Raw genomic sequence first — 12,585 nt, 5'->3', positions numbered from 1 at the left:
CCAAGGGGGCCCCTCCTGAGGGGCCCGTAGGCCCCTATCGCGCGTACTCGCGCAGCGCGGGCTCTTCCTTCACCCACGGCTGACTGTGGATCAGCAGCTCGATCGGGTAGTTGAGCAGGCCCGGCAGCGCGTTGACCGCTTCCTCGCTGTTGAGCGGCATGATCAGCTTGGTGCAGTGTGCGCGGTCGACGCGGCCGGCGTCGGCGGGGCCGGAGTGCTCGATCGCGTCGGCGACGAGGTCGTAGCTGACCTGGTCCACGACCATGGTGATGTGCTCCGGCCACGGCCGCCCCGGGCAGATGTCCTGGACGCCGATGCGGTGCGCGCCCGGCAGCGACGGGGGCTGCCCGTCGGCGATGACGGACTCGTCGGCGTACGTGAAGACCGTGGTGTACGAGGGGCCCGCCGGCATGGGCGTGCCGTCGGCGCCGAGCGCCTTCGTCCAGTTCGAGTCACGGGCGAACTGCAGCACCGACGCCGGGCATCCCGCGACCTCGGCGATCGGTCGGCAGGGACTGGCGAGCCGGGTGCCCTGGAACGGTGAGCCCAACGTCACCATGTCGTCCACCCGCTCCGGCAGGTCCGGCCAGAACCGCAGGGCCCAGGCCGTCAGGAGCCCGCCCTGGCTGTGCCCGACGAGGTCGACCTTGCGGCCGGTGGCCTCGTTGATGGCGCGCGTCGCGTGCACCACGTACTCGACGGACTCCTGCATGTCCCTGAGCCCGCGCCCGGGGGAGTCCACCCAACAGGACTCGTATCCCTTCTTCTTGAGCTCGGCCATGTAGTTCCAGGCGTAGTTCTCCTCGCCCTTGAGGCCGGTGCCGGGCACGAAGAGGACGGTCGGCTTGTCACTGGCGTCGCGCATGTCGGCCAGATCCGTCCCGCAGTGCAGGGCCTCGGCGAGCTGGGCGGCCGGGATCTCCAGGGGCGGCGAGGGGGCGGCGGCGTCCGCGTGGGCGGTGGAGACGGGAAGAACGGTGAGGGCGAGCGCGGTGGCCGCGAGGCCGCCGAGCCATGAGGACAAACGCATGTGGCCTCCGCGGGCGGTGGGGGGGGCTCCCCGGCTCCTTGAGGAGGGAGCCCCCCATCCTGAAACGCCGTCACGCGAACGTCAACAGTCTCTGGAGACCCAACACCCCCACCAATCAAGGTAGTTGAAGCGAACGATGCTCATCCGGCGGCACCCCGGCACCCCGGCACCTCGGCACCGCGCGAGCCTCGGTCATGCGCAGATCCCGCAGTCTCAGGGCCGCACGGTCACGTGCACCACGGGTGAGACCGCCTCGCCGCCCGCCACACGCAGTGCGTTGCGGCCTTCGAGGCCCAGCACGACCCGCATCTTGTACGTCCCCTGGGGTGTGGTGTTCACCGAGGCGGGGAGCGGCACCCACCGCGCGCCCTGCCTCTGTTGCAGGGTGACGGGTGTGCCGGCCGGCATGTCGTGGCTCTCGCCGGAGATGCGGAACTCCTCGGAGATCCGCACGCTGCTCGCCGAGGCCTGCGCGGTGAGCGCGGGGCGCGGGACGTACGGCGTGGATGTGGGGGTCGCGGCGGCCGGGACGGTCGTCAGGACCACGAGGGTGGCGGCGGCTCCGGAGAGGGCCGAGAGGTGCTTGAGGTGCGTCAGCGTCGACTTCAATGTGGCTTCCGTGTCCAGGTTCTGCTGGTTCGTCTGTCGCGGATCAAGATAGGAAACGGTCCTCGGACACGCGCGGATCGACGCGCTGGAAGCGGGGAATGTGCGGACCGGCGGGCGGGTTGATGCCGGCAGTCGGTGTGCGGGCGTGTGGGCGCGTGATCGTGAGGAGGGGCCTGTGGGTGCTCAGGAGCTGGAACGTGTCGACCTGGGTGAGGTTCCGTACCTGGATGCCATGGAGGCGATGCGGGGCTGGGTCGAGCAGCGTCGTGCCGGGGCCGTCGGTGACCGTCTCGTCCTCCTCACGCACCCGCCCGTGATCACGTACGGAACCCGCACGCCGCCCGGCGAACTGCCCCGCGCCGACTCGCCGATCCCCCTCGTCGAGGTCGACCGGGGCGGGCAGGCGACGTACCACGGGCCCGGTCAGCTCGTCGGATATCTCATCCTCAACCTGCGTGAGCGCGGTCCCGGCGACATCGTGCGGTGGGTGGAGAACGGGCTCGTCGACGCGGTGGGCTCGCTCGGCTTCGACGCGGTGCGGCGCGACACCCCGTCCGGCGCGCAGAGCCTCGTCGGCGTGTGGACGCCGCGGCACCACAAGCTGGCGTCGATCGGCATGCGCATCCGCGGCGGCGTCACGAGCCACGGGTTCGCCCTGAACGTCGCGTCCGACCTCGACGAGTTCACCCGCTTCACCGCCTGCGGACTGCCCGACGTGGAGATGACCTCCCTCTCGGAGATCGCCGCCGAGCGGGGTGTCGCGGCCCCCGGCGAGGCCGAGGTGCGGGACGCGGTGGCCGCTGCCTTCGGGGCGGTCCGGGAGGGTTGAGCGGCGACCCGGGGCCAGTCTTACGTGTGCAGCGCCCCGCCCTCCTCGTCATGCCCCTCCGGCTCCAGTTGCAGCGTCGAGTGCGCCACGTCGAAGTGGCCCCCGACGCAGCGCTGCAAACGGCCCAGCAGCTCCCCGTACCCGTCCGCAAGCGCCGTGTCCGTGACCACCACGTGCGCGGTGAGCACCGGCATCCCGGAGGTGACGGTCCAGCCGTGCAGATCGTGCACGGCGACCACGCCGCGCTCCGCGAGGAGATGCCGTCGCACCTCGTCGAGGTCGACGTCCTGCGGGGTCGCCTCCAGCAGCACGTGCACGGAGTCCCGCAGCAGCCCGTACGCGCGCGGCACGATCAGCAGGCCGATGACGATCGAGGCGACGGGGTCGGCGGCCTGCCAGCCGGTGAGGAGGATGATCAGGCCGCCCACGATCACCGCGACCGAGCCGAGCGCGTCCCCGAGAACCTCCAGATACGCGCCGCGCAGGTTGAGGCTCTTGTCCTTGGCGTCCCGCAGCAGCCACAGGCCGACCAGGTTCGCGATGAGTCCGCCCACGGCGACCACGAACATCAGGCCGCCCTTGACCTCCACCGGCTCGCTGAACCGGCCGATCGCCGACCACAGCACCCAGACGAAGATGGCGACGAGCAGGAGCGCGTTCAGGACCGCGGAGAAGATCTCGACGCGGTAGAAGCCGAACGTGCGCCGGGGCGTCGGAGCGCGCTGGGCGAGGGTGACCGCGCCGAGCGCGAGCGACACGCCGACCGCGTCGGTCAGGCTGTGCGCCGCGTCCGCGAGCAGCGCGAGACTGCCGGACAGCAGGGCGCCGACCACCTGGATGACGGTGATCGACGCGCTGATGCCGATGGTCCACAGCAGACGGCTGCGGTACGTGCCGCTGAGCGTGCCGCCCGCCGTCGCCGCGGACGGACCGTGGTCGTGCCCCATGCCCGCGAGTGGACCACGGGCCCCGGGCGCCCGCCACCGAACGGTCGGCCACTCGGCCGACAGCGGGTCCGTACGGGCGCCCGGTGCTCCGTACGGGCGCCTAGGGCCTGTGTCGGTCCCTCCTAGCCCGCACAGGCCCTAGTGCAGGGTCGGGATCGACGCGTCCCGCTGGTGCGGAATCCCCAGCGGCGGCGGCAGCTCACCCTGCTGCACCGTGACCGTGCGCGCCGGAGCGGGCACCCGGATGCCCTCGGCGCGGTAGCGCTGGTGCAGGCGCTTGATGAACTCGTGCTTGATCCGGTACTGGTCGCTGAACTCCCCGACGCCGAGGATCACCGTGAAGCTGATCCGCGAGTCGCCGAAGGTGTGGAAGCGGATGGCCGCCTCGTGGTCGGGCACCGCCCCCGTGATCTCGGTCATCACCTCGTCCACGACCTCCGTCGTGACCTTCTCGACCTGTTCCAGGTCGCTGTCGTAGCTCACCCCGACCTGCACCGTGATCGACAGCTCCTGCTCGGGGCGGCTGTAGTTCGTCATGTTGGTGCTCGCCAGCTTGGCGTTGGGGATGATGACGAGGTTGTTGGAGAGCTGCCGCACCGTCGTGTTGCGCCAGTTGATGTCGACGACGTAGCCCTCCTCGCCGCTGCTGAGTTGGATGTAGTCGCCGGGCTGCACGGTCTTCGCCGCGAGGATGTGCACGCCCGCGAAGAGGTTGGCGAGCGTGTCCTGGAGGGCGAGGGCGACCGCGAGGCCGCCGACGCCGAGAGCGGTGAGCAGCGGGGCTATGGAGATGCCGAGGGTCTGCAGGACGACGAGGAAGCCCATCGCGAGGACGACGACCCGTGTGATGTTCACGAAGATGGTGGCCGACCCGGCCACGCCGGAACGCGACTGCGCCAGGCTCCTGACCAGACCGGTGACGATCCGGGCCGCCGTCAGCGTGCCCGCCACGATGAGCAGCGCGGTGAGCGCCGTGGTCACGTTGCGTCCGGTGCGCGGTGTGAGGGGCAGCGCGCCCGCCGCCGCGGCGAGTCCGGTGGCGACGGCCGCGCAGGGGACGAGGGTGCGCAGGGCGTCGACGATGACGTCATCGCCGCTCCACCGGGTCCGGCTCGCCCGTTCGCCCAGCCAGCGCAGCAGCGCGCGGAGCAGGAACGCGGCCGCGACGCCCGCGGCCACCGCGATGCCGGCCGCGATCCAGTCGTGCAGTGTGAGCGCACGGTTCATCGGTTCGCTCCCGTCGTCCGGGGGGAGAGCGCCTGCATACGCGCCTGAGTGCGGCGTATGTGATGTGTCGTCACGTGGGGTACCTGCTCGATTCGGGGAGTGCGGTCACGCCGGGGGACGGGAGCCACGACAACTGCTTCCAGGAGCTCCGCCCGGCGCGGACGTCATCCTGCCCCATCCGGGCACACCAGGCGCGCGTACCCCCACCTGGATCTTCACAGTCCGGCCACGTCTGTCGAGTGGGGCGCGCACCGCGTGGTAGGCCATGGGGCATGGCTCAGGTGCGCAAAACGCTCGTATCGCCCGTCAGTTCGCACAACGAGTGGGATCCGCTGGAGGAAGTCGTCGTCGGCCGCCTCGACGGCGCGACGATCCCGTCCAGTCATCCCGTCGTGACCTGCAACATCCCGCCCTGGGCGGCCCGCCTGCAAGGTCTCGCCGCGGGCCACACGTACCCGAAGCGTCTGATCGAGCCGGCCCAGGACGAACTCGACCGGTTCGTCGCACTCCTGGAGTCCCTCGGCGTCACCGTCACGCGCCCGGCCGCCGTCGAGCACAAGCACGACTTCGCCACCCCTGACTGGACGTCACGCGGCTTCTGCAACGCCTGTCCCCGCGACGGCATGCTCGTCGTGGGCGACGAGATCATCGAGACGCCGATGGCCTGGCCGTGCCGGTACTTCGAGACGTACTCCTACCGCGAACTCCTCAAGGACTACTTCCGGCGCGGTGCGCGCTGGACGTCCGCGCCGAAGCCGCAACTGACCGACGCGCTGTTCGCGGAGGACTTCCGTCCTCCCGAGGACGGCGAGCCCATGCGGTACATCCTCACCGAGTTCGAACCGGTCTTCGACGCCGCCGACTTCATGCGCGCGGGCCGCGACCTGTTCGTGACGCGCAGCAACGTCACCAACCTGATGGGCATCGAATGGCTGCGCCGCCATCTCGGCCCGGAGTACCGCATCCACGAGATCGAGAGCCGCTGCCGTACACCCATGCACATCGACACCACGTTCGTGCTGCTCGCGCCCGGCAAGGTGCTCGTCAATCCCGAGTACGTCGACGTCGACCGCCTGCCTGACGTGCTGAGGTCGTGGGACGTCCTGATCGCCCCCGAGCCCGAGCCGATCGACGAACGCCTGCTGAAGACGACCTCCATGTGCGGCAAGTGGCTCAGCATGAACGTGCTGATGATCGACGAGAAACGCGTGATCGCGGAGCGGCACCACACGGGCATGCTGCGCGCGCTCGAAGCGTGGGGTTTTGAGCCGATCCCGTGCGACCTGCTCCACTACGCGCCGTTCGGCGGCTCGTTCCACTGCGCGACCCTCGACGTACGACGCAGGGGCACGCTCGAAACGTACGTCGACTGACTCAGACCGACCCTTGCCGGAGGGGTTCCCCGGCCGTCAAGGTTATGCAAGTCTCCTCCCTAATTCCGTGCGGCGTCGGACGTCGTGGCCCGTCAGCCGGGCTGCCGCCGCACGGATCCGGGGTGAGGACTGATGCGAAACGGGGCACGGGGGCACGATCTGATCGCCCTGCGGCGGCTGAACACCACCGTCGTGCTGCGCGCCCTGCACCACCGCAGCCCGCGCACCCTCGCCGAACTCGCCGCGAGCACCGGCCTGTCCCGGCCCACCGTGGAAGCCGCCGTCGAGGAGCTGGCCGAACGCGGACTCGTCGGCGAGGCCGCCGAGGAGGCGGGGGAGCGCGCGCCGGGCCGGCCCGCACGCCGCTTCCGCTTCCGCACCGAAGCCGGATACGTCCTGGGCGCCGACATAGGGCTCCACAAAATGGTGCTGCTCCTCGCCGACCTGGGCGGCACCGTCCTCGCCGCCCACCGCGGCGCCATCGACCCCGGACTCGGCGGCAGCGCCCGCCTCGACCTGCTGCGCCACACCACGGAGACCTTCCTGGACGCCCACGTCCCGCGCCGCGCCGCCGTCCTCGCCCGCTGCGTGGGCGTGCCGGGCGTCGTCGACAAGGGCGGCGTCGTGACCTCCGTGGTCGTGCCCGAGTGGTCCGGCGTCGACCTCGGACGGCTGATCGAGGACGGCGAACCCGGTCACACCCTCGTCGAGAACGACGTGAACCTCGCGGTCCTCGCCGAGCGCTGGCAGGGCGCCGCCACCCTCGCGGGCGACGTCGTCTGCGTCCTGACCGGACACCGCGTCTCGTGCAGCCTCACCATCGGCGGGCGGCTGCACCGGGGCAGGCGGGGCGGCGCCGGCGAACTCGGGATGCTGCCCCTGCTCGGCATGAGCACCGCCCAGGAAGCCCTGAAGTGGCCGGGCGGCCCCGACGGGCGGCGCACCGGCGAGTCCGAGGTCGCCGCGCTGGCCCGCGCGGCCGACGCGGCGGACCCGCGGGCCCTGGCCGCCGTCGCGGACTTCGCCGACCGGCTCGCACCCGGCATCGCGGCGCTCGCGCTCGCCGTCGACCCGGAACTGATCGTGCTGACCGGCGGGGCGACCCCCGTCGGCCGCCACCTGGTGCCGCTGCTCGAGGAGCGGCTGCGCCCCATGACCCTGCACGTCCCGCGCATCGCCCTGAGCACGCTCGGCGAGCGCGGCGTGGCCATCGGCGCCGTGCGCAAGGCGCTCGACCGGGTGGAGGAGGACCTGCTCGCGGACAAGGCGTCGTAGCGGCGGGCCGCCCTCGCGGGCGGGGCCGTGGGGCGTCCGGCGACTCATCGGGAGGCGAAGGCGCACATGCGCAGAAGGACTCTGCTCGGCGGGGCGGTGGCGGCCCCCTTGCTCGCCGCCTGCTCCGGAGGGGGCGGCGGCACGGACAGCGGTGGCAGGACCACGCTCTCGTACGGGATGTGGGACCCGGCGCAGATGCCGGGCATGGAGCAGATCATCGCCGCTTTCGAGAAACGGAACCCGCGCATCTCGGTGCGGATCCAGCTGACGCCCTGGGCGAGCTACTGGACGACGCTGAAAACGTCCATGCGCGGCGGCACCGCACCCGATGTGTTCTGGATGAACGCCGTCAACTTCCAGCTGTACGCGGCCAACGGCGTCCTCGAACCGCTCTCCGGGCACATCAAGGCCGACGCCACCCCCGTGGACCGTCACCCGAAGGCCCTGGTGAAGCTCTACTCCTACCGGGGCACGCAGTACGGGCTGCCGAAGGACTTCGACACCATCGGCCTCTGGTACAACAAGCAGCTCTTCGACAAGGCGGGCATCAGGTACCCGGACGCGAGCTGGACCTGGGACGACGTGCGGGACGCCGCCGCCGAACTCACCGACCCGCGCAAGCGCGTGCACGGCTTCGCCGCCGAGATGGACCGGCAGATCAAGATCTACCCGGCCATCTGCGCCGCCGACGGCTACGTCCTGGAGAACGGCCGCTCGGGCTTCGGCGACGAACGGTCCATCGAGGGCATGCGCTTCCTGACCGACCTGATCGACCGGGGCTGGTCGCCCCCGCAGAGCGCCATGGTCGAGTCCGTCGGACGCGTGCGGTACTGGTCGGAGAAGGTCGCCATGAACTACGACCTCTCCGCGATGGCCGGACAGATGTACGCCGTGCCCGCGCTCAAGGACCACGGCGGCATCGCCGTCCTGCCCAAGGGAAAGCGCAGGGCCACCATCATCCACGGCCTCGCGAACGTCATCTCCGCCAAGAGCGACAAGAAGGCGGCCGCCTGGAAGTTCGTGCACTTCATGGCGGGCCGCGAAGCCGCCGAGATCCAGGCGAAGGCGGGCGTCACCATCTCCTCGTACGAAGGGACGCAGGACGCCTGGCTCGAGTCGATGCCCGAATTCGACCTGAAGCACTTCCTGGAGATGCAGGAATACGCGGTTCCCTACCCGAGCTCCAAGAACACCGCCGTCTGGGAGAACCTCCAATACCCGCTGCTCGGCGCCGCGTTCAGCGGAAAGGGCGGCATCGAGACCGCCGCCCGCACGCTGGGCGAGCAGATGGACCGGGCCCTGAAGGAGGAACGCGACTCATGAGTGTCTTTCCCGCGACGGCCGCCGCGAAGGCGGCCGGACGCAGCCGGACATCGGCGTCCGGCACGCGCCCCGGACCCCGCAACCAGCGGTCCGCCTACTGGTTCATCGCGCCGCTCGGCCTCGGCTTCGCCGTCTTCTACTTCTGGCCGCTCCTGCAGACCCTCTACTTCAGCTTCACCGAATTCGGCGCGTTCGGCGGCCACACCTTCATAGGCACCGACAACTACCTGCGCGTCATCAAGGACGTCACCGTCTGGCAGGCCCTCGGAAACACACTCATCTACTGCGTCATCGGGCTCATGGCGCTGCCCGTCGCCATCGTCGTCGCATCGCTCCTGAACCGGCGCGGACTGCGCGGCGTATCCGTCTACCGCGCCCTGTACTTCATCCCGTTCGTGACGCTGCCCGTCGCCGTCGGCCTCGTCTGGAACTGGCTCTACAACGGCGACTTCGGGCTCGTCAACGAAATCCTGAGCTGGTTCGGCGTCGACGAGCACTACTGGGTCTCCGACCCGTCCACCGCCGTCTACGCGATCGGCACGGTGATGGTCTGGTCCACCACCGGCTACTACCTCGTCATCTTCATGGCGGGCGTCAAAGGAATACCGCAGGACTACTACGAAGCCGCGGAACTCGACGGGGCGGGACCGCTGCGCCGGTTCTTCACCATCACGCTCCCGCTGCTCAGCCCGACCATCTTCTTCGCCTCCGTCATCTGCATGATCAATTCCCTGCAGACCTTCGACCTGATCTACATCATGATGGCCGAGAAGAACCCCGCGATCGGCGATACGCAGTCCGTCGTCGGCCTCTTCTACAAATGGGCGTTCATCGAGAACGCCCAGGGCGCCGCGGCCGCGCTCGCCTTCCTCCTGATGCTGGTCATCGCGGCCCTGACGTATCTCCAGTTCCGGATCCAGAAGAGGTGGGTGCACTATGCCTGACCGGAAGCGCATCGACTCGGGATCCGTCGCCACTCACGCCGTGCTCTCGCTCGGCGCGCTCGTCATGACCTTCCCGTTCCTGTGGCAGCTGCTCACCGCGCTGAAGACCCTCGCGGAAACCTCCCAGGTGCCGCCCACGTTCCTGCCGAAGGACTGGAACTGGGACAGTTTCGAAGAAGTCTTCACAGCGCTGCCGTTCCGCGAAATGCTCACCAACAGCCTGATCAACACCATCGGACGCACCGTCGGACAGCTCGTCTTCTGCTCACTCGCCGCCTACGCGTTCGCGCGCATGCAATTCCGCGGCCGCAACGTCCTGTTCGCGCTCTTCCTGTCCGTCCTGATGGTGCCGAGCTCCCTGCTCGTCCTGCCGCAGTACGACATCATCCAGTCCCTCGGACTGCTCAACTCCGCGCCCGCGCTCTTTCTGCCCGGCATGTTCAGCGCCTTCGGCACGTTCATGCTCCGCCAGTTCTTCCTCACCCTCCCCAGGGAACTGGAGGAGGCGGCGCGCATCGACGGCGCGGGCTCTTTCCGGATCTTCTGGTCGATCATGCTGCCGCTGATCCGGCCCGCGCTGGCCGCGCTCGCCGTCATCACCGCCATGTGGTCCTGGAACGACCTGCTGTGGCCGCTGATCGTCAACACCGACCCGGAGAAGATGCCGATCAGTGCGGGACTGACCTCGCTGGAGGGGCAGTACGAGACGAACTACCCGGTGATGATGGCCGGTTCGCTGATCGCCAGCCTGCCGATGCTCGTCGTCTACCTCTTCCTGCAACGGCACTTCGTCCAGAGCGTCGCCCTCTCCGGCTCCAAGAGCTGACTCCCCGGACTGACGCAAGAGCCGACCCCGACGGAAAGGCAGCATCCCCCTATGCGATCGCTTCACATCGGCCTGCTCGGCGCCGGCGGCATCGCCCGCGCCCACCTGCCCGGCTGGCTGGCGCTGGGCGCCCGCGTGAGCGTGTACACCGTCGACGGATCCGCGGAGAAACTCGCGGCCGAGTACGCCGAGCGCGGGCACGACGTCCGGTCCTGCGACCACCTCGACGCGCTCCTCGCCGAAACGAGCGCCGTCGACGTCTGCACCCCCACCCCCACCCACAAGGAGCTCGCCCTCGCCGCCGTCGCCGCGGGCCGCCACGTCGTCTGCGAGAAGCCCCTCGCCCTCACCGCCCGCGACGCCGAGGAGATCGCGGCCGCCGCCGACGCGGCGGGCGTACGCCTGCACCCCGCCCACGTCGTGCGCTACTTTCCCGCGTACGCCGCCCTGCACCGGGCAGTGACCCGCGGCGACCTCGGCGAACTCGCCGTGCTGCGCTTCTCGCGCGGCGGCGCGCGGCCCCAGTGGGCGCCCTGGTTCGGCGACCCGGCCCAGTCCGGCGGCGTCGTCATGGACCTGATGGTCCACGACATCGACATCGCCCGGTGGCTCGCGGGCGACGTGGTCCGCGTGCACGCGCGGACGCGCGGCGTCGAGCACGCCACCGGCGCCCCGCCCGAAGTCGTCACCGCGTCGGCCGTCCTCACCCACGCCTCGGGCGCCGTCAGCCACATCAACGGCCTGTGGGGCCTGCCCGACCAGCGGTTCCGCACGACGTTCCGCGTCGCGGGAGCCGACGGCCTCCTGCACCACGACTCGACCGCCGTGCCCGGCTTCCGCATCACCGCCCAAGGAGTACGCGCCGCCAACGAAGGCATACCGACCAGCCCCATGACCGAGAGCCCCTTCCTCACCGAACTCCGCGAGTTCGCCGCGTCCTGGCGGGACGGCGGGCCGGAGCCGAGGGTGAGCACCCGCGACGGCATCGAGGCCGTCCGGATCGCCGAGGCCGCCGTCGAGTCCAGCCGCACCGGCCGCGTCGTCGAGCTGCCCCACACCACCGAAACCGAGGAGGCCGCGCGATGAAGGTCGCCGTCCTGTCGTTCGCCCACGTCCACGCGGCGTCCTACCTGCGCCTGCTCTCCCGCATGCCCGGCATCGACGTCCTCGGCAGCGACCCCGAAACGGACCTCGCGGCGCCCGGCGAGGTGCGGGGCCGCGCGGTCGCCGACGCGGCGCGCGTCGCGTACGCGGACACGTACGACGAAGCCTTCGCCTGGGGCCCCGACGCGGTGATCGTCTGCTCCGAGAACGCACGGCACCGCCCCCTGGTCGAACGCGCCGCCGCGCACGGCGTGCCCGTCCTGTGCGAGAAGCCCCTGGCGGCCACGGTCGAGGACGGCGAGGCGATGGTCGCCGCCTGCCGGGCCGCGGGCGTGCGCCTCGCGGTCGCCTACCCGGTGCGGTTCAGCCCGGCCTACGCGGCGGTGAAGGCCGCCGTCGCGGCGGGCGAGGCGGGCCGGGTCCTCGCCGTGTCCGGCGCGAACAACGGCGCCATGCCGACCCGCGCCCGCCGCTGGTTCGCCGACCCGTCACTCTCCGGCGGCGGCGCCCTCATGGATCACACCGTGCACCTCGCCGACCTGCTCGACGACCTCTTCGGCCGGGCCACTCCCGTCGAGGTGTACGCGCAGACCAACAACCTCCTGTACGCCGACGAGGTCGCGGCCGAGACCAGCGGCCTGGTCAGCGTGACGTACTCCAACGGCGCCGTCGCCACCATCGACTGCAGTTGGTCGCACCCCCGCTCCCACCATTCCTGGGGCGGCCTGGAACTCACGGTCGTCGGCGAGCGGGCCACCCTGGAAATGGACGCCTTCGACCAGAAGCTGCACGGCTTCAGCGAGCGCAGGGGCAGCGGCACCGAGGTGCCCTTCGGCGCCGACCTGGACGAGCTGATGCTGCGGGCGTTCCTGTACGGGGCCGAGGAGGGCGCGATGAACGTCGCGGACGGCGAGGGCGGCCTGCGCACCCTGCGTGTCGTCGAGGCCGGCTACGCGTCGGCCCGCAGCGGAGTCCCGGTGCCACTGGAGTGGCCCGCAGCATAGACCTGCGGCGGAGACGCACTGAGACCGGAGTCGGATCCGGAACGGATCGCGCGGGTATTAGCGTGGACTGGACAGATCGACCGAACAGGATCCG

Annotated in this window: 12 protein-coding genes; 8 read left to right on the top strand and 4 right to left on the bottom strand. The window is 70.6% G+C overall.

Translation table 11 applies throughout. The annotated features are described in order from the left end of the window. Positions 1-34 precede the first annotated feature (34 nt). Both DEJ48_RS04490 and DEJ48_RS04485 read right to left on the bottom strand, forming a co-directional pair. Complete coding sequence (locus tag DEJ48_RS04490) at positions 35-1,030, bottom strand: esterase/lipase family protein (RefSeq protein WP_150214658.1); 996 nt, start codon at positions 1,028-1,030, stop codon at positions 35-37. 213 nt (positions 1,031-1,243) lie between these two features. After that, positions 1,244-1,639 (bottom strand): hypothetical protein, encoded by a 396-nt coding sequence (locus DEJ48_RS04485; RefSeq protein WP_150214656.1) that lies wholly within the window; start codon positions 1,637-1,639, stop codon positions 1,244-1,246. A 175-nt stretch (positions 1,640-1,814) separates the two neighbouring features. Here DEJ48_RS04485 and lipB point away from each other — a divergent pair, with 175 nt between their 5' ends. Then, positions 1,815-2,468 (top strand): lipoyl(octanoyl) transferase LipB, encoded by a 654-nt coding sequence (lipB, locus tag DEJ48_RS04480; RefSeq protein WP_223831895.1) that lies wholly within the window; start codon positions 1,815-1,817, stop codon positions 2,466-2,468. Between the two features lie 20 nt (positions 2,469-2,488). Here the strand turns inward: lipB and DEJ48_RS04475 are convergent, their stop codons facing one another. Both DEJ48_RS04475 and DEJ48_RS04470 read right to left on the bottom strand, forming a co-directional pair. Next, a complete protein-coding gene (locus DEJ48_RS04475) occupies positions 2,489-3,415 on the bottom strand; it encodes a cation diffusion facilitator family transporter (RefSeq protein ID WP_150214654.1) in 927 nt (308 codons plus the stop codon). A 138-nt stretch (positions 3,416-3,553) separates the two neighbouring features. Then, positions 3,554-4,642, bottom strand: a complete 1,089-nt coding sequence (locus DEJ48_RS04470; protein WP_150214653.1) for a mechanosensitive ion channel family protein — start codon at positions 4,640-4,642, stop codon at positions 3,554-3,556. A gap of 272 nt (positions 4,643-4,914) precedes the next feature. On the opposite strand from DEJ48_RS04470, the gene DEJ48_RS04465 reads away from it, so the two are divergent. The 7 genes from DEJ48_RS04465 (at position 4,915) to DEJ48_RS04435 (ending at position 12,491) form a co-directional block, all read left to right on the top strand. Further along, on the top strand, positions 4,915-6,015 hold the full coding sequence (locus tag DEJ48_RS04465; protein ID WP_150214651.1) for an amidinotransferase: 1,101 nt from the start codon (positions 4,915-4,917) through the stop codon (positions 6,013-6,015). Between the two features lie 132 nt (positions 6,016-6,147). After that, positions 6,148-7,290: an ROK family transcriptional regulator gene (locus tag DEJ48_RS04460; RefSeq protein ID WP_150214650.1), complete on the top strand. Its 1,143-nt coding sequence runs from the start codon at positions 6,148-6,150 to the stop codon at positions 7,288-7,290. Positions 7,291-7,356: 66 nt separating this feature from the next. Continuing rightward, positions 7,357-8,613, top strand: coding sequence for an ABC transporter substrate-binding protein (locus DEJ48_RS04455; RefSeq protein ID WP_190537202.1), 1,257 nt, complete (start codon positions 7,357-7,359; stop codon positions 8,611-8,613). Further along, positions 8,610-9,557, top strand: a complete 948-nt coding sequence (locus DEJ48_RS04450; RefSeq protein WP_150214648.1) for a carbohydrate ABC transporter permease — start codon at positions 8,610-8,612, stop codon at positions 9,555-9,557. Before DEJ48_RS04455 ends, DEJ48_RS04450 begins: the two co-directional genes overlap by 4 nt. Then, the gene (locus DEJ48_RS04445) at positions 9,550-10,383 is read left to right on the top strand and encodes a carbohydrate ABC transporter permease (protein WP_150214646.1); all 834 of its coding nucleotides are present in this window, start codon (positions 9,550-9,552) and stop codon (positions 10,381-10,383) included. The genes DEJ48_RS04450 and DEJ48_RS04445 overlap by 8 nt, the downstream gene beginning before the upstream one ends. 51 nt (positions 10,384-10,434) lie before the next feature. Next, positions 10,435-11,469, top strand: coding sequence for a Gfo/Idh/MocA family protein (locus tag DEJ48_RS04440; protein ID WP_150214644.1), 1,035 nt, complete (start codon positions 10,435-10,437; stop codon positions 11,467-11,469). Beyond that, positions 11,466-12,491: a Gfo/Idh/MocA family protein gene (locus DEJ48_RS04435; protein ID WP_150214642.1), complete on the top strand. Its 1,026-nt coding sequence runs from the start codon at positions 11,466-11,468 to the stop codon at positions 12,489-12,491. The genes DEJ48_RS04440 and DEJ48_RS04435 overlap by 4 nt, the downstream gene beginning before the upstream one ends. Positions 12,492-12,585: the final 94 nt, after the last annotated feature.

The organism is Streptomyces venezuelae, from assembly GCF_008642315.1.
In the GTDB taxonomy this organism is placed as follows: domain Bacteria; phylum Actinomycetota; class Actinomycetes; order Streptomycetales; family Streptomycetaceae; genus Streptomyces; species Streptomyces venezuelae_D.
This window is presented reverse-complemented; position numbering and strand designations above follow the sequence as displayed.

What these genes read in the sequence shown, in the direction of transcription:
- DEJ48_RS04490 (WP_150214658.1), bottom strand. Translation starts at nt 1,030, where the DNA reads ATGCGTTTGTCCTCATGGCTCGGCGGCCTCGCGGCCACCGCGCTCGCC.
- DEJ48_RS04475 (WP_150214654.1), bottom strand. Translation starts at nt 3,415, where the DNA reads ATGGGGCACGACCACGGTCCGTCCGCGGCGACGGCGGGCGGCACGCTC.
- DEJ48_RS04470 (WP_150214653.1), bottom strand. Translation starts at nt 4,642, where the DNA reads ATGAACCGTGCGCTCACACTGCACGACTGGATCGCGGCCGGCATCGCG.
- DEJ48_RS04465 (WP_150214651.1), top strand. Translation starts at nt 4,915, where the DNA reads ATGGCTCAGGTGCGCAAAACGCTCGTATCGCCCGTCAGTTCGCACAAC.
- DEJ48_RS04460 (WP_150214650.1), top strand. Translation starts at nt 6,148, where the DNA reads ATGCGAAACGGGGCACGGGGGCACGATCTGATCGCCCTGCGGCGGCTG.
- DEJ48_RS04455 (WP_190537202.1), top strand. Translation starts at nt 7,357, where the DNA reads ATGCGCAGAAGGACTCTGCTCGGCGGGGCGGTGGCGGCCCCCTTGCTC.
- DEJ48_RS04450 (WP_150214648.1), top strand. Translation starts at nt 8,610, where the DNA reads ATGAGTGTCTTTCCCGCGACGGCCGCCGCGAAGGCGGCCGGACGCAGC.
- DEJ48_RS04445 (WP_150214646.1), top strand. Translation starts at nt 9,550, where the DNA reads ATGCCTGACCGGAAGCGCATCGACTCGGGATCCGTCGCCACTCACGCC.
- DEJ48_RS04440 (WP_150214644.1), top strand. Translation starts at nt 10,435, where the DNA reads ATGCGATCGCTTCACATCGGCCTGCTCGGCGCCGGCGGCATCGCCCGC.
- DEJ48_RS04435 (WP_150214642.1), top strand. Translation starts at nt 11,466, where the DNA reads ATGAAGGTCGCCGTCCTGTCGTTCGCCCACGTCCACGCGGCGTCCTAC.